This is a genomic window from Paenibacillus ottowii (assembly GCF_050516475.1).
In the GTDB taxonomy this organism is placed as follows: domain Bacteria; phylum Bacillota; class Bacilli; order Paenibacillales; family Paenibacillaceae; genus Paenibacillus; species Paenibacillus ottowii.
Window position 1 is genome coordinate 3121190 of the sequence record NZ_CP191577.1, and the last position, 20036, is coordinate 3141225.

General features: G+C 45.7%; 18 protein-coding genes. 8 read left to right on the forward strand and 10 right to left on the reverse strand.

Annotated elements, in window-relative coordinates; translation table 11 throughout:
* Positions 1–89 precede the first annotated feature (89 nt).
* A complete protein-coding gene (locus ACQQ6X_RS14515; protein ID WP_305165904.1) occupies positions 90–830 on the reverse strand; it encodes a Bax inhibitor-1/YccA family protein in 741 nt (246 codons plus the stop codon).
* Between the two features lie 150 nt (positions 831–980).
* Complete coding sequence (locus ACQQ6X_RS14520) at positions 981–1268, reverse strand: hypothetical protein (protein ID WP_305165905.1); 288 nt, start codon at positions 1266–1268, stop codon at positions 981–983.
* 246 nt (positions 1269–1514) lie between these two features.
* Between ACQQ6X_RS14520 and pepT the strand changes: the two genes are divergently transcribed.
* Positions 1515–2750, forward strand: coding sequence for a peptidase T (pepT, locus tag ACQQ6X_RS14525; protein ID WP_305165906.1), 1236 nt, complete (start codon positions 1515–1517; stop codon positions 2748–2750).
* Positions 2751–2952: 202 nt separating this feature from the next.
* A complete protein-coding gene (locus ACQQ6X_RS14530; protein WP_305165907.1) occupies positions 2953–3789 on the forward strand; it encodes a methyl-accepting chemotaxis protein in 837 nt (278 codons plus the stop codon).
* 122 nt (positions 3790–3911) lie between these two features.
* Here ACQQ6X_RS14530 and ACQQ6X_RS14535 read toward each other — a convergent pair whose 3' ends face one another.
* Entirely contained in the window at positions 3912–4787 is an 876-nt protein-coding gene (locus ACQQ6X_RS14535; protein WP_305165908.1) for a DNA-binding protein, read from the reverse strand.
* Between the two features lie 443 nt (positions 4788–5230).
* Between ACQQ6X_RS14535 and hxlA the strand changes: the two genes are divergently transcribed.
* On the forward strand, positions 5231–5866 hold the full coding sequence (hxlA, locus tag ACQQ6X_RS14540) for a 3-hexulose-6-phosphate synthase (protein WP_063207250.1): 636 nt from the start codon (positions 5231–5233) through the stop codon (positions 5864–5866).
* Positions 5867–5871: 5 nt separating this feature from the next.
* The gene (gene hxlB, locus ACQQ6X_RS14545) at positions 5872–6429 is read left to right on the forward strand and encodes a 6-phospho-3-hexuloisomerase (protein ID WP_305165909.1); all 558 of its coding nucleotides are present in this window, start codon (positions 5872–5874) and stop codon (positions 6427–6429) included.
* Positions 6430–6554: 125 nt separating this feature from the next.
* Here hxlB and ACQQ6X_RS14550 read toward each other — a convergent pair whose 3' ends face one another.
* The 6 genes from ACQQ6X_RS14550 to ACQQ6X_RS14575 form a co-directional block, all read right to left on the reverse strand.
* Entirely contained in the window at positions 6555–8678 is a 2124-nt protein-coding gene (locus ACQQ6X_RS14550; RefSeq protein WP_305165910.1) for an endo-1,4-beta-xylanase, read from the reverse strand.
* 104 nt (positions 8679–8782) lie between these two features.
* A complete protein-coding gene (locus ACQQ6X_RS14555) occupies positions 8783–9706 on the reverse strand; it encodes a carbohydrate ABC transporter permease (protein ID WP_305165911.1) in 924 nt (307 codons plus the stop codon).
* A 496-nt stretch (positions 9707–10202) separates the two neighbouring features.
* Positions 10203–11183, reverse strand: a complete 981-nt coding sequence (locus tag ACQQ6X_RS14560; RefSeq protein ID WP_305165912.1) for an ABC transporter permease — start codon at positions 11181–11183, stop codon at positions 10203–10205.
* Positions 11184–11197: 14 nt separating this feature from the next.
* On the reverse strand, positions 11198–12865 hold the full coding sequence (locus ACQQ6X_RS14565) for an ABC transporter substrate-binding protein (RefSeq protein WP_305165913.1): 1668 nt from the start codon (positions 12863–12865) through the stop codon (positions 11198–11200).
* A 164-nt stretch (positions 12866–13029) separates the two neighbouring features.
* On the reverse strand, positions 13030–14808 hold the full coding sequence (locus ACQQ6X_RS14570; RefSeq protein WP_305165914.1) for a sensor histidine kinase: 1779 nt from the start codon (positions 14806–14808) through the stop codon (positions 13030–13032).
* Complete coding sequence (locus ACQQ6X_RS14575; RefSeq protein WP_305165915.1) at positions 14805–16436, reverse strand: response regulator; 1632 nt, start codon at positions 16434–16436, stop codon at positions 14805–14807. Before ACQQ6X_RS14575 ends, ACQQ6X_RS14570 begins: the two co-directional genes overlap by 4 nt.
* Positions 16437–16477: 41 nt before the next feature.
* Between ACQQ6X_RS14575 and ACQQ6X_RS14580 the strand changes: the two genes are divergently transcribed.
* Positions 16478–16687: a hypothetical protein gene (locus ACQQ6X_RS14580; RefSeq protein ID WP_430493456.1), complete on the forward strand. Its 210-nt coding sequence runs from the start codon at positions 16478–16480 to the stop codon at positions 16685–16687.
* A 112-nt stretch (positions 16688–16799) separates the two neighbouring features.
* On the opposite strand, the gene ACQQ6X_RS14585 is transcribed toward ACQQ6X_RS14580, so the two are convergent.
* Positions 16800–17141 (reverse strand): cupin domain-containing protein, encoded by a 342-nt coding sequence (locus ACQQ6X_RS14585; protein ID WP_305165917.1) that lies wholly within the window; start codon positions 17139–17141, stop codon positions 16800–16802.
* Between the two features lie 210 nt (positions 17142–17351).
* On the opposite strand from ACQQ6X_RS14585, the gene ACQQ6X_RS14590 reads away from it, so the two are divergent.
* The 3 genes from ACQQ6X_RS14590 to rd are packed head-to-tail and all read left to right on the forward strand — an operon-like array spanning position 17352 to position 19991.
* Positions 17352–18587 (forward strand): FprA family A-type flavoprotein, encoded by a 1236-nt coding sequence (locus ACQQ6X_RS14590; RefSeq protein ID WP_305165918.1) that lies wholly within the window; start codon positions 17352–17354, stop codon positions 18585–18587.
* Between the two features lie 37 nt (positions 18588–18624).
* Positions 18625–19824, forward strand: coding sequence for an NAD(P)/FAD-dependent oxidoreductase (locus ACQQ6X_RS14595; protein WP_305165919.1), 1200 nt, complete (start codon positions 18625–18627; stop codon positions 19822–19824).
* On the forward strand, positions 19821–19991 hold the full coding sequence (gene rd / locus ACQQ6X_RS14600) for a rubredoxin (protein ID WP_305165920.1): 171 nt from the start codon (positions 19821–19823) through the stop codon (positions 19989–19991). Before ACQQ6X_RS14595 ends, rd begins: the two co-directional genes overlap by 4 nt.
* The last annotated feature ends 45 nt before the right edge of the window (positions 19992–20036 follow it).

Consider the following 20036-nt stretch of genomic DNA (forward strand, 5'->3'; position numbering starts at 1 on the left):
TTTTAAACCGCTTCTTTTATACAAAAAAGGACGACATTCAGCCGTCCTTCTGTTCTTGCCTATTTAACTATATGAAGTCATCGCAAACCTTAGTCTCTCTCGCTAAATTTGGATAATAAGTCCAATATTCGTACATATAACCACACTAAAGTTACTAGTAATGCAAAAGAGCCATACCATTCCATATATTTGGGTGCGCCTTGATCAGCTTGTTCCTCAATGTAATTAAAATCTACGAGCAGATTCAAAGCGGCAATGATGACGACAAATAAACTAATGCCAATACCCACCCAGCCCGTTTCATGGATGTACGGAACATTCATACCGAAGAAATTCAAAATAAAGTCAACCAACGTCACCAGAAAAATCGCCATCGTACATAGAACAACAAATGAGATAAAGCCACGTGTCACCTTGATGATTCGTTGTGTATACATAAAGAGCATCAAGAACAAGATACCCACAGTCAGCAAAATGGCATTAACTACAATTCCAGGGTACTCATATTCCATAAAAGCAGAAACGCCACCTAAAGCAAAGCCACTTAGAATCGCATATACAGGTGCAAGTAATGGAGCCGTTTTTGGAAAAAAGGATATCGCAAGTGCTATGCCTGCCATCCCAAAAAGGCCTGCCGTCATCAACGATAGTACCTCTACGGTTCCTTGATAGGTCAAATACCAGGTAATACTGGCAGAGACGATGAGCAGGACTAGCAGAAGCAACGTTTTATTCACCGTTCCTCCGATAGTCATACGTTGTTCGCTAGCTTCTCTTTCATCTTCACGCAAAAAGATGTCATCACGTAAAACCGGGTTGCTAAAGCTCATACAGGGTACTCCTTTTCGATGTGTTATTTACGATGCCATATGTATATATCGGTACAACCTGAAAAAAGTTTCAGAAAATTTCCAAACAATAAAAAAAACCTAACCTTGCCTTCCGGCAAAGCTAGAGTTAGAGGGTCAAGTCGTTACAGTTTAAAAATCAGCAGTGGCAATTTGGATGGTACCTGTTACTGCTCCAGCTGGAGTAGCCTGCAGAGCAGCTACCAGCAGCAAGGCAACTTCTAGCGTCAGACTGCTAGCCGCCGGAATAGTATAAGTGATCACAGGAGCATTGACACGGGTAACCACAAGATCTACCGGGTTGGCACCTGTATTATTCACGGTAATTGTAGCATTATTACCGCCTTTCAGGTTTTCAAAAAAGGACTTACCTACACCAGCAGCAAGATTGTAAATTTGCGAAGGTAAAAGGATCGCCATAGAACTCACCTCCCTTGCATTTGATAGTGTATTCTATGCTTCAAATCTATGAACGTAACGTTAAGTGACTCAGTAATAAAACACAATTTAAAAGATTCATAGATTAAAGTATCCTATATATGTTAAAAGGAATCTGTTGGACAACTCCTTTTTAGATCATGGAAGTCTCAGATGGTATATCATATTTTAAGCCTAATCATGATAAAATACATACCATAATAGAAAAGGTCCAAGGAGGATAACCGCATGAAACAGGAACTGATTGACCGCCTGACTACCTATGTTCAGGTAGATACCCAATCCGACGAAAGCAGTCACACTTGCCCCACCACACCCGGACAGCTCACATTGGGCAACCTTCTGGTGGACGAACTAAAAGCCATCGGCATGACAGACGTATCCATTGATGAACATGGTTATGTGATGGCAACTCTCCCCTCCAATACGGATAAGGAGGTTCCCGTCATTGGTTTTCTGGCCCACCTCGATACAGCCACCGAGCTCACTGGCGCAGGGGTGAAACCACAGTTGACGGAAAACTATGACGGGGGCGATATCACACTGAATGCCTCGCTTGGTGTAGTCCTTTCCCCACGTGAGTTTCCCGAATTGACTCAATATAAAGGCCATACCCTGATCACAACAGATGGTACCACCCTACTTGGTGCAGACAATAAAGCTGGCATCGCAGAAATCATGACAGCGATCCACTATCTGATAGATCATCCAGAAATTAAACATGGCAAAATTCGCGTTGCTTTTACACCGGACGAGGAGATTGGAAGAGGACCAGAACGCTTTGATGTAGCCGCTTTTGGCGCTGAATATGCTTATACAGTAGACGGCGGACCACTTGGAGAGCTGGAATATGAGAGCTTCAATGCTGCAGCTGCTCATGTTACCATTCACGGTGTGAACGTGCACCCCGGTACGGCAAAAAACAAAATGATCCACGCTGCCAAAATCGCTATGGAGCTGCACAGCAGATTACCTGCGAATGAAGCGCCGGAATATACAGACGGGTACGATGGCTTCTATCATCTGTCGGAGTTTACAGGCACAGCAGAACAAACCAAACTGTACTATATCATCCGTGATTTTGATCGTAAGAGCTTCGAGAACCGGAAAGCTTATTTGACAAATATCGTAAAAGAGCTGCAGGCTGCCTATGGAGAAAACCGGATTACGCTGGAGCTGAGAGACCAGTACTACAACATGAAAGAGAAAATCGAGCCTGTCAAGCATATCGTTGATATCGCTCATGAAGCCATGACGAGGCTGAATATTGAACCCATTATCAAGCCCATTCGTGGAGGCACTGACGGTTCACAGCTGTCCTATATGGGGCTGCCTACACCGAATATTTTCACAGGTGGGGAGAACTATCATGGTAAGTACGAGTATGTGTCGGTGGACAACATGGTGCTTGCAACCAAGGTGATTGTAGAGATTGCACAATTGTTCGAGCAGCGCGGAAAGTAAACCGCTTATACACACAGCACTGACACGTTCAGATTAAATACGAAGGCATATCGTTTCCATTACGAAACGATATGCCTTTTTTTCTGAAAATGCTCATTTTTCTTTAAACATTTAATGCCTTTATAATTTTTATCCGTCTTTAGACCGACAATGATATAGGACTATAAAAAATATATTTAGTAAAGAAAGGTAGGCTATCCACTTGAATACAATAGATGCATTAATTGTAGCCCTCCCCTATATACAACAGATTATGCGGGAGAAGGTTACCCTTGCCCTCTTCGACCGCACTCACGTTCTGGCTTATAGCCAATCGGAGGGTATGGACCTTGGCTTTGAAACAGGCTCAGAGCTGCTCGAGGGCTACAAAAATTTCGCCATGCTTAAAAATGGACATGAGGCCAGCTTGACTCACATTCCGGCTGAAGTGCTGGGATATCCTCTTGATATGATCAGTATTCCTGTGTTTGACGATAAAGGAGAAGTCATTGCAGCGTTTGCCGCCTCCTATAATTTGACCAATAAAAATCAGCTGGACCAAATCGTATCTGAAAACCGCTCCGTTACCGAGCAGCTCATTGAGATGGTGCAGCAAGTAACAGCGCATTCGCAGGAGCTACAAGCTACCAGTGAACACATTTTGAAGAATACCCAATTTGCCGTACAAAACTCGGGTAAAATTAATCAGGTTGCTGTATTCATCAAGGAAATTTCTGATCAAACCAACCTGCTTGGACTCAATGCCGCGATTGAAGCCGCGCGTGTCGGAGAAGCAGGAGCCGGCTTCGGTGTCGTTGCTCAAGAAGTACGCAAGCTATCTGTAGAGTCCAAAAAAGCGACGGTCGATATTGAGGGAGCTCTAAAGGATGTACAGAACTCCATTCGTCAAATGGAGCAGGAAATAGAGCAAATTGTTGCTTCCTCTCAAGAGCAGGCGACTCTGGTAAGCACTTTTACCGAGGTCATGGAGCGTATGCAAAAGGCGAGCGAAACGATGCAGTATCTGGCCGATAACCTCACTTCCTATAATGTAAAATAAATCAATGATGTATTAGCATGAGAAAGGGGAGCCCACTGATTCGCAAATTGCGTAAAAGTGTGCTCCCCTTATTTACAAAATTCCTACTGGGTCTGACGATCGAAACTGAAACTCAAGCAATACTAAGAAACGCTCAGACCATAGTTATCGAGGTTGATGCCTTTTTCATTATGAAGCGCCTTTAGTAAAATGGCTTGATATTGCTCTTGCTGTAACGGTGTTGCCACATCTCGAAAAGTCTCGAACAGTGCAACCAGTGTCCTGAAATCAGCATCCGTTTCTACACCAACAGAGAACTTCAGAGAAGCAAGAATATAATTCAAAGCAACGATGTGCTGCTTCTTTTTTAGATGGTAAATAGCTAATTGGCTGACCAGTTTTAAATAATATACGCGGTTTGCTCTATCTTCATAACCTTCAAATATCTTAATATCATCGGCAAACTCGTTCAACAGGTCGTCAATATCCCAATTATTCAAGTTAGCGGCTTCGGCAATACCCACCATTCCTGGTAATAGCTCCTCGTCATTGTCGTGAAGAAACTGAACATATTCCGATAAAAGCTCCTTCTTCCCCAAAAGTAAATCAATCGAATATAAATTGGCCTTGGCGAGAAAACGGAATCTTTCTACTTCTTCGTGACCGCTTTGATCCAGCCCCATAAACCAGCCCATTTCGCTATACTTCATAATATAATCTCTGGCTTTCTCATACTGGCCTATATTCTGATAATAAATCGATTTCGCCAGATAGCTGTAAGCATAATAAAATACCAGCGGGTGTTTGGTGTCCAATGTTTCGTACTTGCCGTCCGCAGCATTTCTCAGTTGGGTGTGATACAGGCTTTCAGCCAACGAATGCATATAATCTGCAACCTTGTTCGCTTCATCCCAATCATTATGTGTGTAGCTGATTCTAAACAACTCACAAGCTTTATCGAGTTCGTGGTTGTCCGACAACAAATAAATAGCTCCCCTTTGATTCAGGACCTCTTCCACTAGACTCCGCCTCCCTATCCTGAAAATTACGGTCACCCCTAGCCTAGTGGCTATTCTTCAGGGTAGTTATGCAGTTAGCTTCCCTTTTTACATACCAGTATATTGCAAATATAGTCAAAACCTAACTTGAAGTCAATTTAATTATCCATACATTGATACTTTTGCAACCTGACATGGATATGTACACTTACTGGTCACGAATAGATAAATTGTATTATCGGAATAATGTTAAAGAAGACCAATTGTCGGCTCTCTTATGAGTGGTTTTTATGATCTATAGTATCGTCAGGGTAACTACGTTACGAATTAGTGCGTACTTTTCAACCGAATACTAGGGCCTTACAATCAAACCTGTGCACGAAAGCAAAGTATAGAGTACAGCCCAACAAAAGCATGTACCTGTTCATCCAAATACAATTCACTTAAGGAGTGAAGTTAATAACATGGAACTTCAATTGGCTTTAGACTTGGTAGATATCCCGCAAGGTATTGCATTAGTAAAAGAAGTAGAATCGTATATTGATATCGTAGAAATCGGTACGCCGATTGTCATCAATGAAGGACTTCATGCTGTAAAAGCAATGAAAGAAGCATTTCCCAATCTAAAAGTGCTGGCTGACCTGAAGGTTATGGACGCAGGGGGCTATGAAGTGTTGAAAGCTTCCGAGGCTGGTGCAGATATCGTTACGATTTTGGCTGTAGCTGAAGATGCAACGATTAAAGGTGCTGTAGAAGAAGCTAAAAAACAAGGCGGTAAAAAAATCCTGGTGGACATGATCGGTGTTAAAAATCTGGAGCAACGTGCGAAAGAAATCGACGCTTTAGGTGTTGACTACATCTGTGTGCATACTGGCTACGATCTGCAAGCGGAAGGACAAAGTCCATTCGAAGCATTGCAAACCGTCAAAAAAGTCGTAAAAAACTCCAAAACAGCCGTAGCCGGCGGTATCAAGCTGAGTACATTGGCTGAAGTAGTACAAGCTCAACCAGATCTGGTTATCGTAGGCGGCGGAATTACTGGCGAAGACGACAAAAAGGCTGTAGCTTCACAAATGCAACAGCTCATTAAACAAGGTTAATCCCCATGGAAACCTCTCAATATTTATCCGAGGTTATCAAGGAACTGCAATTCGTTCCGCAGCTAATTAGCGATAACGAATCAGAACAGCTGATCCACTCCATCGCTGCTGCGAATAAGGTATTCGTAGCAGGGGCGGGGCGATCAGGGTTCATGATGCGCTCGCTGGCCATGCGGCTCATGCATATGGGGATGCGAGCTTACGTAGTTGGGGAAACCGTAACCCCTGGTTTGGTTGAGGGCGATTTGCTGATTATCGGTTCAGGCTCTGGTGAAACCAAAAGCCTAGTCTCCATGGCAGACAAAGCAAAGAAGCTCGGGGCCACACTGGCGCTGCTTACCACTTCGCCCGAGTCCACCATCGGCAAACTGGCCGATATCATGGTCAAGCTGCCTGGCGCACCTAAAGACCCATCCAACAAGGATTACCAGACGATTCAGCCTATGGGCTCGCTATTTGAGCAAACCCTGCTGCTGTATGGTGATGCATTGGTGCTCAGAACGATGAAGCTGCGCAAGCTGACCTCCGAATCCATGTTTAGTCAACACGCTAACTTGGAATAAAACTGCTCTTATCTTTACGATATCAAAGCAGGCTGTACATACATGTCCGAGTATGTATGTACAGCCTGCTTTTTTGTATCTTATGAAGTAAAAGCTTAGCTTCCTGCTTCTCTGTCTCACATCATTTATTCGTTACTCCCTACCGGCAACGGCGGCACTTTAGATGGGTCAACCAGCGCCCAATATGCATATTTGGCCTTTAAACGTTCATCAAACAGCAGCGGCTTATCCAGCCGGGCAATTGGGAACGTACTGAGCCACGTATTGCCATCATCCGTTCCCCAAATCGTCACATTGCTGATATGCTCCTGCTGTCTTGTAAACATATCAAACAGTGCTTGATAACGATGAGCCTGACGAATCAGCATGGCTTCAGGGATCGTTTCGTAGCGATCCGTATCATTGGAGTAGAGGCCCATATCCAGCTCCGTAATCTGATTATCCAGCCCAAGTGAAGCAAACTTTTCGATGGATTGCTCGATTTCTGCAATAGTAGGAAACTCCAGGCGGATATGCGTTTGGTGACCTACGCCGTCAATCGGGACGCCTTTGGCCAGCAAGTCACGCACCAGATTATACAGAAAATCCCGTTTCTTCGGTTCATGGGTATTGTAATCGTTGATGAACAACCGCGCATTCGGACCCGCCACTTCCCTTGTGACACGGAACGCTTTTTCAATATATTCGGTACCTGTTATCTGATACCACTTGCTGCGGCGCATCCCGTCCGGCTGGTCAGGATCAATGACCTCATTGACCACATCCCAATCGGTAACGACATTTTTATACCGAGCGGCAACAGCACGAATATGTGTCTCCAGGCGGTCCAGCAAAAGCTTTTTATTCTCAGCAGTTGGTGTCATCGGCTGTCCATTTTTGTCCTTAAACATCCAATCCCCGGTCTGGTTATGCCACACCAAGGTATGGAAACGAATTTCTAGACCATGTTGTCTGGCAAATTGCACAATTTGGTCTGCTTCCTCCCAATGGAACTGCCCCTCGGATGGTTGCAAGGAGGCAGGCTTCATCGCATTCCCTGCTACGACGCTGTTAAAATGCTTCTGTACCAGTTCTCCGTAAACCCCCTCGGTCTGAAAAGCCTCAATCGCTGTGCCGATGCTGAACTGTCCCTGATATAATCCGTGTAAAGAAGGAATGTCCTTTTCAATCGCCAGCGGCGGCACCAGGGATAATTCGAAATCATCCATATAAAAGGAAGACGTTCCTTCTGGCGATTCCAGGTACATAGAAACGGCATCTGCATCATGTGCGAATGTATACGTACCAGACAAATGCATCCATCCTCCTGTCGTGATCGTCGTATCACCTACAACCGTTTCATATGCACTTTGTCCTTGATGATCACGCTGTACGCTGAGCCTCACCTTGGCAGGCTGCTCTCCCGGCGCCAGCTTCACCCAGGCACTGACCGTATATCGGCTGCCCTTTTGCATCGTGGCCGTCACGTCCAGCTTGGGTCCGGCATATGCCTTTTGTCTACCCGTTGTCAGCAGACTGTACGAGCCAGTCCGTGCATCGGCATTTGAGACCTGCACAGTCTCGGCTCCCAAACGGGATACCCATCCTTGAGCTGTGCCGTCCTCAAACCCGGATACGATCCCACTTGTAGGATTCGTCGGTGTTACTGATACCTGCCTAATTTCCACCTCATCCACATAGTAGGCCTGAGCGGGATTCGAATTCTCCACATACAGCTTCAATGCATTCATCTCCCCGGTAAAAGTATACCTCCCCTGGAGTTTGATCCACGATGTACCTGCTGTCTTTGCCTGAGCTACGGTCTTCCATGCTGTATTGCCGCCTGTCGGCTGCTGCTCCATCGTAAGCGTAATCACGCTTGGAATCGGGGCATTTCCATCCAGTTTCACATATCCGCTAATTTCATATTCCACATCCGGCAGCAGCAGCGGCTTCACATCCAGTTCTGCTCCGTTCCAGGCCGCCGTACGAGCGGTTGCCTTCAGACTGTGCGTGCCGCCATATGCCGCTTCCGTGACGGATGCAATTTGGGTATAAGCTCCCCGTGGCTTCCAGCCGTCGCTGTTTCCTTGCTCAAATCCACACGTTTTAACAATCTTCCCCGCCGATCGCACCGTGTCCGAAAAAGACGGGAAAGGCTCCATAGACGGAGCCGCCTTCGCTACAGATACCCCCCACCATCCGATAGGCGATAACAACAGCACTCCAGCCAGCACCAGACAAAAAGGCGTATACCAACCTGACCGCAAAGCAATCCCTCCTGCACTCCAATTTTCAAATTCATATTTGGCACCCTTGGATTTCGCTTATTTGCAGGCTAAAAATAGCTCTTAAGATGAATGTAAAATATCTACTATCCTTTCACGCCTCCCAGGGTCATACCCTTCACAAAGTATTTTTGTAAAAATGGATAGACTAAAATAATAGGCACTGAGGCAACAATCGTCATTGTGGCACGAATAGAGGTAGGCGTAACCGCCTTCGCCAGATTTTCTGACCCTGAAAACTGGCTGGCATAATCCTGAGCGTTAACGGAAGTATTGGAATTTTGCAGAATTTTCATCAGCTCATATTGGAGCGTGCTCCACTGCTCATACGACGAATTGTACAAAAATACATCGAACCAGGAATTCCATTGCGAGACCGCCGTGAACAACGACACTGTTGCCAGCACTGGCACGCACAGTGGCAAAACGATACGCATAAAAGTAGCAAATTCCCCGGCCCCGTCAATACGCGCCGACTCTAAAATCCCCTCTGGCAGGCCCTCAATAAAGGAGCGAATGACTATAACATTAAACACCCCGATTAACCCCGGTACGATGTACACCCAGAAGGTTCCCAGCATCCCAAGCTCACGAATCAAGAGAAAATTGGGGATCAAGCCACCGCTAAAATACATCGTCAAAATAAAAGCAATCGAAACAAATTTACGCAGCACATATTCCGGCCGACTGATCGTATACGCCACCATTGCACAGCAAAACACCGAGGTCACTGTACCGACGACCGTACGTAATACAGAAATCAACGTAGCATGGAAAATCGTCGCTTCCTTGAATACAAATTCATAATTGCTCCACGTGAATTCCCGCGGCCACAAGTAAATCCCACCCCGAATCGAGTCATTCGCTTCATTTAACGAAACCGCCAGCGTATTTAAAAATGGATACAGCGTGAACACCATCAGACACAGCATAAACACGACATTACACGCATCAAAAATCCGATCCGAGGGCGCCCGAAATCGCCCATGTACGGACTTCCCTTTGCCCATGACTTCCTCTCCTTTCTAAAACATTGCCTAGCACAGCACTTAAGGTCTTGATGAGGTCCGCGAAGCGGCCTGCTAAAAATCCACCGACCTTCCCTGTAGAATGCATGGGCACGTCCCCCTTGCTATCGCGTCGAATAGCTCATCCCCAAAGATATCCTCTAACGGTGATAGCGAAGCTGAGCCACCATCATGACGCAGTTATTACAAGGAGGCGCGAGTCACGCGCCTTTCTTAAGCTCTTCCCTTGCCACTACCCTCAGTTCTTAAAAAAGTGACTTTACGGAGAGGAGCAGCGGAGCGGGCGGAATTGTTCTGGAGAAGCGGAGCGTTCGGCTAAAAGCTTTCCAGAGGAAAGCTCGCATCGTAAGCATAAGCTATCCCCGGATTCCAACCTCTAATGTTTATGATAAAAAGGAATCCGGGGATAACAGCGATCGGAAGAATAATCCGCACGCGAAGCGACGACGCCCCCCTCCCAAAAAAAGTCACTCCTTTTTCAGAACAACCTCTCCTCCCCTAACCGCTTCGCAATATGATTGGCACTAAACAACAAAATAAAGCTAACTACCGTTTTGAACATTCCAGCAGCAATGGAAAGTGAGAAATTGCCCATCTGAATGCCATATTTCAGTACGAAGATATCTAAATTTTCCGAGTAATCCACGTTCATGCCATTGCCCAGCAAATATTGTGGTTCAAAGCCTGATTCCAGCAGATTACCAATGTTCATAATAAGCAGGATAATAAATACCGGCTTTAATCCCGGCAAGGTCACATGCCAAATCCGCTGAAACCGCCCTGCTCCGTCCATCTCGGCTGCTTCATACTGCGAGGGATCAATCGTGGTCATCGCGGCCAAATAAATGATGGTATTCCAGCCGACATTTTTCCATACCTCCGACGCACCGAGAATGCCCCAAAAGTAGCTTCCCTCACCCAACCAGAGAATAGGTTCCTTAATGAGTCCAAGCCACATCAACACCTCATTGACAATGCCGCCGTCCGCTGATAACGCCGTACTAATAATGCTGGCCGCAACTACCCACGAAATAAAATGCGGCAAGTAGCTGATCGTCTGCACCACTCGCTTGAACACAATCTGACGAAGCTCATTCAGCAAAATGGCTAGTGTTATAGCGGTGACAAAGCCCAGCACCAGATTAATAAAGCTCATCGCCAGCGTATTGCGCATCACCCGCAGAAAGTGCTCATCCTGAAATAGAAAACGGAAATGCTTCAATCCAACCCATTGCTGATCAAGCAGCTTGCGGGCAGGCTTAAAATCCTGGAAGGCAATCGTCCAGCCCCAAAGAGGTAAATATTTAAAAATAAACAGCCAGATTAAAAAAGGGACGGACATCCATACGAGTGCACGCTGCTGGTACAGCTTGTGTATAAATCCCCTAAAGCCGGTTCGCCGTGAGGGCTGCAAATGGCCCGAGGAAGTCGTAACGGGTGGCGGTGACGTGTAGCTCATAGCTGCTTCCTCCTTTATTTTTTCCCGACCGTCTTGATTTTTTTGGCAACCTCCTTCGTGATCAGCTCCTCAAAGGCCTTCACATCCAGCTTGTTAAACTCGGTGGTGTATTCATTCCAAATGGCATCAAATTGTGCCGGTGCAGACAGCACCAAGCGCGGAAAATATTTGCGCTGCAGGTCTCCTTTCTTTTGCTGGAAGATCTGCGCAGGCGAGCCTTGGGCAACCTGAATGCTCCAGGCCGGGAACCATGGACGCTCGTCAGGTGCAGAAAACATCTGCGAGAAGGACTCTACACCGTTTGCTTTAAGCAGACTTTTATCACCTTCGGTATATGACATCCGCGCAACCTCAGGCTGCCGTCCGGGGCTAGCCGAGTTGCCGTCGGGCAAGGAAGAACCGTTACCGTACCGCGGCCAGCTGTATTCAAAATATTTGAACCCAAATGAGTCACGGAACGCATCCTCACCCGTCTTCTTAATTTGCTCCTTGGTCCGATAAAAGCGCCCTTTTTTATCTACATCATAGGTTTCACCTTTGATTCCCCAGTTGGATAATATCTGGTTTTCGTCGGTCAGCAGATTGTTGAAAAATTTGATGATACGTACTGGGTCCTTGGCACTGACCGTAATTCCAATGCCTCGGTTATTAACAAATGACGACGGATCAAGATACTGATCCTTTATATTCCGGTCGTATACAACAGGCAGCCCTACATATTCCAGATCATCATTACCCGATCGCTTGGAAGCCTCCTGCAGGTTATTTAGAGCCTGCCCTGCCTGCCAGCGATAATCGAAAAAGCCCAGCACCTTGCCCGAGGTCAGCTTCGCCAAATATTGATCGTAATTGTCCACAAAGGAGGATTTATCGAACAGGCCCTCTGCGTTAAGCTGATTTAGCTCTTTTAAATACCGTTTAGTGATATCCTTATCTCCATAATCCGTTGCCTGGTGTGTTTTCATATCAATAATTGTGCCGCCATCGTTGGGATAGCCCGCCAGATGCATCGGCGCATTCGTAAGCGCATAAAACCTATCCTGCGTGGTTAACGCCAAGTACCCGGTTAATCCCTCGTCTGCATGCTTTTTCGCATAGTTCCGAATCAGAGCCAAGTACTCATCTAACGTTTTTATTTTTGGATATCCTGCCTCCTTCAACACTCTGCGCTGTATCCAAAAGGCTCCCTGCTCTATATTAGGAGCAGACAAATAATCACCGACCACCGCACTGAACGGCAGGAAATAAATATTCCCATCCTCCGCTTTCATCAGGTTGTAGTACGGTCCGTATACACGCTTGATATTGGGTCCATATTTATCGATCAAATCATTCAAGGGAATAAAAGCCCCGGCATCCAGCAGTTTATCAATCGTGCCATCTGGTACAATCACGTCTGGGTAATCATTACTGGCAATAAACGTGCCAATCTTCGTATTCGAATCCCCTACCAAATGCTCCAGCTTCCAGTTCACGCCGGTCTGATCTTCCAATATTTTTCCGATCCGCGTTTCATTGGTATTAATGTCCCTTCCCGCCGTAGCATTAAAATACGTGAATGTGACCTTCTCCTTGCTATCTCCCGACGCAGGTTCCTTACCCGAGCTCCCTGAGCAAGCAGCGATCATAGATGCCATCATAACCATTACCAGACTGATGATTCCAAACCTTTTGCTTGTCATGCCAGACCTTCCCCTTTCGGCCTCTTTTGTGGATGGTGTGTGAATATCGTACGGACGTCCCTTGAGCAGCGGGTTTCTCGTACACCTTAAATTGTAAGCACTTTCATTTTATAAAATGCCGTTAGTTCTGTTCACCTGTCAATCTAAAGGTGTTACTTAGGAAACTATAGGTCCCGATCCGCAGGAATCATGATACGAATCTCCGTCCCCTCGCCGGGTGCACTGCGAATGACAAGCTTAAAGCGGCTCCTGTAGTAAAGTTTTAGACGATAGATGACATTTTGCAGACCTATACGCTCACCCATCTCCTCCTGCCTTTGCATGTAACCATATAAACGCTGCACCTGTTCCGCTGACATGCCCACCCCATTATCCCGAACCGTTAGAATCAGTTGCCCCTCCTCATGCTCGAAAAGGATCTCAATGCGTCCCCCATGCTTTAGCGGCTCAATGCCGTGGATGCTGGCATTTTCAACTAGCGTCAGCACTACTATCTTGGGAATCAGATGGTCCAAGTCTTCAGAGCGTGCCTGCACATCGTACTGTATTCGCTCACCAAATCGATATTGTTGGATTTCCAGAAAACATCGGATCAACTCCAGCTCTTCCCGCAAAGTAACCCGATCTTTGTTCCATACCAGCGAATTGCGAAAAATTCGCGCCATATTGTGGATAATGCGAGCTGTCTCATCCTCATGCTTTATCAGGCTTCGCATGCGGATCGTCTCCAGTGCATTGAACAGAAAATGTGGATTGATCTGGCTGTGAAGTGCGTTCAACTGGGCATGTCTACGCTGAATCTCCAGATTTTTTCGCTGAATATCGGCCACATAGACATCGTTAATCAGTCGTTTGATTCTCAGTGTCATCCGATTAAATTCACCTGTAAGCTGTCCAATTTCATCACTCGACTCCGTACCGGGAATAAGTTCAAAATGTTGATTTTTCACCTTTTTCACATGTTTCAGAATGCGACGAAGCCGCACGTTCAGCGAACGTGTAATCCAGATAATAATCAAGGTGGGCAGCAGCATATTCACGCAGGTTAACAAGAGTGCAAAATTGCGAGGTTCCTGCATTTCATACAGCACCTCATCTCTTGATACTGCGGCCACAATGCTCCAGCCGTTCAGATTATTCGTAAGCACATAACTGGTCTTGAACTCCATGATGTTCTCTGGCAGCTTGAGAGTACTATAGGCCACGCTTTTATGGTTTATATCAACCTTGGGATCATTTGTGTATTCGATTTCTCCCCGTTCGTTGAGCAGGAAGAGACTTCCCTGTAAATTCAGGTTATTGAAAATCTCCCGAATGGACGACATTCGCAGCTCTATTTTTAGTATTTTTTCACGACCACTTGGGGAATAAAAGTAGTTCATCCGTCGAATCAGGCTGAAGGGATGTATCTGCTCGTCAGTACTTTCATCGGCACTGTCATCGGTACGGACAAATATAGGCTTGGACTGGCGTCCAGGCGGGATTTTGGTATACCATGGGAAGCTTTTGACCCTCTCATCTATAAAGCTAATTCCCCCGGAATTCAGCAGCGTTGAATTATCAGTGTAGATCGTAATTCCACCTACGGAATGGTACACAGGGCTGTAAGTACTGTTTAAGATGCGACGTAAATAAGTGTCATAAACAGCAATATAGTCAGCAGGGTGGGGATATGTTTCTTCCAACACCTCATTGAGTCGATAATCGGTATAAAAGATAGACGAGATTTCCATCGCATCTTCAAATTCCCGATAAAATTCAATTTTTGTTTGTTCCAGCGCGCGCGTAATATCCTGAATACGCTGTTCCTTCACATTTTGCGAGGTAACATGGTAAAAGATCAGGTTAGTCAGCACTATAGGTGTAAAAACACAGAGGAAATAAAGCAGTAGCATTTTATCCCGCAGCCGTATATGATCCAGGATAGTTATCAGCCTCTTCATTCGTCGTTCCTCTCTGGATCGTGCCCAGCATTCAGGCTATTGCGGTATTCACTTGGCGTGACGTGCGCCGTCTTTTCAAACTGAGTCACAAAATAATCTGAACTGCCGAAGCCCACGCGCTCCGCAATTTCATAAATACGCAGATCCGTCTGCCGCAGCAGGCGTTTCGCCTCCTGAATACGCAGTTTCAGCAGGAATTCGTTAAAGTACACACCGTATGTTTTTCTGAACAATTGACCGAGGTATACCGGATTCATGTAAAAGCGAGCCGCAATGCTTTTCAGACTTATATTCTCGGCAGCATGCTGCTCAATGTAAGCACGGATGTGCTGGATTCCTCCCTGCTGACATTCCTTGCGCAGAGTTCCAATATATTTTCCACTTTCCTCGGCAAAGGCTGTAAACAATCGCTGCAATTCACCCAACGATAGATTCATATCCTGCCAGTTGATCATCGGTTCCAGCGACTGAAGTGAACGCTCATTTCCCTGCATGTTTTGAATAACCCGCACAATACTAATAACGCATTGATGCAGACTCATTTTCATAGCCTCAGGAGCATAATATTCTTCCCGAAAGCTGCTAAATAAATGACCTACAGTCGCACGAAGCTCTTCTAATTGGAATTCCTCGACCTGCTCTGTCAAGCTATCCAGTATGTCCGGATGAATGGTTTTATAGTGAAGGGGCGGCATTTCATCCTGCAAATAGACAACAATACCACTAGCATCATGAATGTATTTATGGAGTACTGCTTCCTTCGCACTGGCATAGGACTGCTGGATATCCCGCAACTGATTCACAGGACTTCCCACATACACGAACACCCGACTTCCCAACTGGTCTTTCAGTGGCTCCATCCCTTCTATCTCTTGTTGTAGCGCTTTCATAAAATTTTCTAGCTTGGCTTCAGAACACGCTAAAAAAAAGTCAGGCACGATAAGTCCAACCCTGTTACGATGCTCATGAACATAGAGAGGGTACTTGCCGTCCATTAAACGATGAAGCGCTTGCTCTATAAGCTCCCTGAATTGGAAAAGTGATAGCATGACACCATCGTCACCAGAGCGCCAAGGATGCTGATCATTTAGCTCGACGAGTACATAGTACAGATATGTGGCTTCTCCAAGCCGCAGCTGCTGCTCCCACTGTGTCACCACTGCATCATCCACTTGATTCATCAACATCATCTCTAACAGCCCGCCTGTACGGTGGTTCTGATATTGCTGCGCGTTCTGTTGTTCACGTTGCAATCTTTCACTCAGCTTGCGTAGTGTAGCCGAAAACTGCCCATCATCAACCGGCTTGAGTATAAAGTCATGAACTCCATAGCGGAGTGCCTGCTGCGCATAAGTAAAATCACTGTAGCCGCTCATAATAATAAAAGCAGGATGTTGGGTACTCCGTTCGAGTACAGATCGAATCAGCTCTAATCCATCCAGCACTGGCATACGAATATCGGTGATGATCAGATCCGGCTGAAGACGACTGATTAGCTCCAGTGCATCCTCACCGTTATCAGCTTCTCCCACGATTTCAAAGCCACAGGTTTCCCAATCGACAAGTTGAACCAGCCCTTTGCGGGTGAATATTTCATCATCCACCACAATGGCACGATGCAGCTTCATAATCTGCCTCCTCCCTTCGATGAAACACCAATTTATTTGAGTTGACTACTTCGCGAGCCTTGTACGATATCCCAGCTGGAGAAATATGGCCTTTAAAACGTATTGTGGCACTTCGGAAGCCGTTTGTACAGACGGGATTTTATCATAAGATTGTTGAAAAGCGTGAATGCCGTAGCCTGGTGTGGCTTGTAGATGAACAAGCATCCGGCTTTGTCACAGGTACAGTAATCCTGATAGACGGGGATGTGTAGCCTATTTCCGGGTGTGATTCTCCAATACAAAAGCCGCCTGGTCATTTAAACCAAGCGGCTTTTGTATGTTTGGAGTTTGGAGTTTAGACTACGATTTCTCTACTTGCATTTTTTATATATTTTTTGCATAACTTTCACTTGGCGTTTTGGTCAATACCACATGTAGGCTAGAGTTTATCTCCCCACCACTGCGATAGGAAAAGTGCTCATCGCCGGTAATATGGATCATATCCCCTTGGACAACTGCTGTTTCTTCCCCATTCACAGTGACAACACCGGTGCCTTCAAGAACGAGCAAATATACATTTGCTCCTGGATGATTATGTGTTGGCAGTTCAGCATGAGGAGTAAAGTTGAGAATAAAAATGACATTGTCGGCTTCCTTATGCACAATTCGTTTGGTAAATGCAGCTTCTTTATATTCCTGAAATTGAACGAGGTTTACTTTTTCCATTGCAGTTCACTCTCCTATTTGAAAATCAGACTGTGTCTATTATTGAACAATAGAACGATCTCCCTTCTTGTGATTGCAATCACAAAACGAAATTTAAGGCATAAATATTTTGAAATATTCAAAAATTTGATTTCAATCATCTTTTTTATCATCACAACCAACTAGAATCAAATTGTGTTAGACAAACCAAAACAACAGGAGGTTATTCCTATGAAACCAGGATTCAAGCTGGCAAAGGATATTTATTGGGTAGGGAAAATCGATAATCGTGAGGTACCCTTTCATCGTCTTACATTATCTAAGGGTACAACCTATAACGCATACTTATTAAAAACTGGAAAACCAACCATCGTGGATACCGTAGATATGGCGTTTGGTAGAGAATTTGCCGAAGCTGTAGCCGAATTGATCGCTCCATTGGATATTGAATATATAGTCATCAATCACACAGAACCAGATCACTCCGGCGGATTAGCAGCACTTGCTTCCAAGGCAACAAACGCCACCATTGTCTGCACTGAGATTGCCGTTCCGGAAATTCAGCAGATGTACAAGCTCCAGCATCGGAACTTCCTCATCATCAAGGACGGGGACCAACTGGATATTGGAGGCAAGACACTGCTGTTCAAGGAAACGCCTTACCTCCATACGGAGGAAACCATGATTACGTATTGCGTGGAAGATAAAATCTTGTTCCCTTGCGATATTTTCAGCACGCACGTGGCTGTAGAGCATCTATTTGCCGATGAGGCCGGTTTTGATATCACCGAGGACTTTATCGGATACTATCAGGCTATTATTCATCCACATCGCAGATATGTGCGTACATTGATCGAAGCTATATCTGATTTGGATATTAAAATGATCGCTCCTTCCCACGGCTTCGCCATCCGACATGATATTGCCAAATTTATTGATTTGTATGCATCCATGAGCACCGAAAGCAAGGAGGATAAGAAAGTAGCAATTGTTTATGCCACCTTAAAAAATAATACTAAAAAAATGGCAAACATTCTGAAAGACTGCTTTTTGGAAAATCAAATCAAAGTGGAGCTATGGGATGTAGATAAGGCGGATGAAACCGAAATATTAATTAGTATTGCCTCAGCGGATGCTGTTTTCGTCGGTAGCTCAACCAAATATGCCGACATGACAGGTAAATTGGAGGATCTGCTGCAACAAATGCAAAAGATGAATCTGGAAGGCAAGCTTGCTGCCGCCTTTGGTTCCTACGGCTGGAGTGGTGAAGCCATTGAAGTCGTGCAGGATTACTTGAACGGTACTAATATGAAAGTTCAGAGCACTTCAGATGTAATCAAATCAACGGGTATGACCCATGTGGAATTCCCGGTACGCATTCGCTTCTCTCCTACAGAAGATGAAAAAGTGAAAAAAATAACAAATGCCGCTGAATTTGTCTCAGATCTGCTGCTTAGTGCTATTTGAGCACAGAAAGTTTAGTGAAAAATAGGAGAGATGCCGAATGGATAACCAACATTACGTTATTATCGGAGGCGGCGTAGCCGCTGTCAACGCGGCAAAAGCGATTAGAGATCATGATGAGCTAGCCGAAATTTCGATCTACGGGGAAGAATCCTCCCTTCCGTACAACAGGGTCAAGCTTTCCAAGGCACTATTCACTGACTTGCACAGTGACAAAATCCTGATCAAAAAGGAAAAATGGTTTGCCAGTCAACGAATTCAGGTCTATTCCGGCATCAAGGTTACCGCGATACATGCAGCCGAATTCACCATCGAAACAGTTAACGGTCAAATCGTTGCTTATGACAAGCTGCTGCTGTGTACAGGTGCCCATAATCGCAAGCTTGTGCTGGATGGGGCTTCACTAAGGAACGTTCACAATATTCGTTTTAGACAAGATGCCGACAGCCTTAAGGCGAAACTGCAAAAGGATGACCGGATATGTATCATCGGAGGCGGTATTCAAGGCGTGGAAACCGCCTGGTCCGTCCAGCAAGCAGGATATGCCGTAACCATTCTGGAAGCTTCGCAACGGCTTATGCCCCGCCAGCTAGATGAAAAGGCCTCCGCTATTTTGACCCGCCGAGTCATCGAACAAGGCACCCAGGTATGCCTTGGCCAAGGCGTAAAGCGTATTATAGGCACGGAGCATGTAGAGGGCGTTGAGCTACAAGACGGCGCTGTTATTCCTTGCGAGCATGTTGTGTATTCTATCGGTATTGTGCCTAATACGGAGCTTGCGCACCAAACCGGCCTTGATATTGGACACGGTATCTTGGTGAACGCACAGATGGAGACCAGCTCCGCCAATATATATGCGGCAGGTGATGTAGCCGAGTTCCACAATAAAGTGGATGGATTGTGGGAAAGTGCTATGGAGCAAGGGAAAATAGCTGGTATGAATATGGTGGGCGTTTCCGCAGCTTACCAGCGTCCCATCTCTGTCACCCTGTCCAACAGCTATGAATGCCCCCTGTTTTCCATCGGTTTGGTAGATGAGCAGGAATGCGACACCAGCCTGACCCGTGAAAATCAAGTTTCTTATACGCGCATGTTCATACAAAACGGCTCTATCTGCGGCGTGATTGGCTTCGGAGATGCTCTTGCTTCACTTCCATTTAAAGCAGCCATTGTCCAAGGACTCAGTCCAGACGCACCGGAGCTTACAAAAATTTTGCATGACAAGGAGAACTCAAGATGAAAAAATATGTATGTCAGCCCTGTGGATACGTTTATGATCCCGCTATAGGTGACCCAGATGAAGACGTTATGCCAGGTACAGCGTTCGAAGAGCTTCCGGAGGACTGGGTTTGTCCAGTCTGCGGTGAGGATCAGAGCCATTTTGCCCTTATAGATGATACAGAATAATAAGAGTACGCTATACTTTTTTAGTTTCCGGTTGACGAATGGAGT

Bases quoted from the DNA above. Each gene is read 5' to 3' on its own strand.
- ACQQ6X_RS14515 (WP_305165904.1), bottom strand. From the start codon at position 830: ATGAGCTTTAGCAACCCGGTTTTACGTGATGACATCTTTTTGCGTGAA.
- ACQQ6X_RS14520 (WP_305165905.1), bottom strand. From the start codon at position 1,268: ATGGCGATCCTTTTACCTTCGCAAATTTACAATCTTGCTGCTGGTGTA.
- pepT (WP_305165906.1), top strand. From the start codon at position 1,515: ATGAAACAGGAACTGATTGACCGCCTGACTACCTATGTTCAGGTAGAT.
- hxlA (WP_063207250.1), top strand. From the start codon at position 5,231: ATGGAACTTCAATTGGCTTTAGACTTGGTAGATATCCCGCAAGGTATT.
- hxlB (WP_305165909.1), top strand. From the start codon at position 5,872: ATGGAAACCTCTCAATATTTATCCGAGGTTATCAAGGAACTGCAATTC.
- ACQQ6X_RS14555 (WP_305165911.1), bottom strand. From the start codon at position 9,706: ATGGGCAAAGGGAAGTCCGTACATGGGCGATTTCGGGCGCCCTCGGAT.
- ACQQ6X_RS14560 (WP_305165912.1), bottom strand. From the start codon at position 11,183: ATGAGCTACACGTCACCGCCACCCGTTACGACTTCCTCGGGCCATTTG.
- ACQQ6X_RS14565 (WP_305165913.1), bottom strand. From the start codon at position 12,865: ATGACAAGCAAAAGGTTTGGAATCATCAGTCTGGTAATGGTTATGATG.
- ACQQ6X_RS14570 (WP_305165914.1), bottom strand. From the start codon at position 14,808: ATGAAGAGGCTGATAACTATCCTGGATCATATACGGCTGCGGGATAAA.
- ACQQ6X_RS14575 (WP_305165915.1), bottom strand. From the start codon at position 16,436: ATGAAGCTGCATCGTGCCATTGTGGTGGATGATGAAATATTCACCCGC.
- ACQQ6X_RS14585 (WP_305165917.1), bottom strand. From the start codon at position 17,141: ATGGAAAAAGTAAACCTCGTTCAATTTCAGGAATATAAAGAAGCTGCA.
- ACQQ6X_RS14590 (WP_305165918.1), top strand. From the start codon at position 17,352: ATGAAACCAGGATTCAAGCTGGCAAAGGATATTTATTGGGTAGGGAAA.
- ACQQ6X_RS14595 (WP_305165919.1), top strand. From the start codon at position 18,625: ATGGATAACCAACATTACGTTATTATCGGAGGCGGCGTAGCCGCTGTC.
- rd (WP_305165920.1), top strand. From the start codon at position 19,821: ATGAAAAAATATGTATGTCAGCCCTGTGGATACGTTTATGATCCCGCT.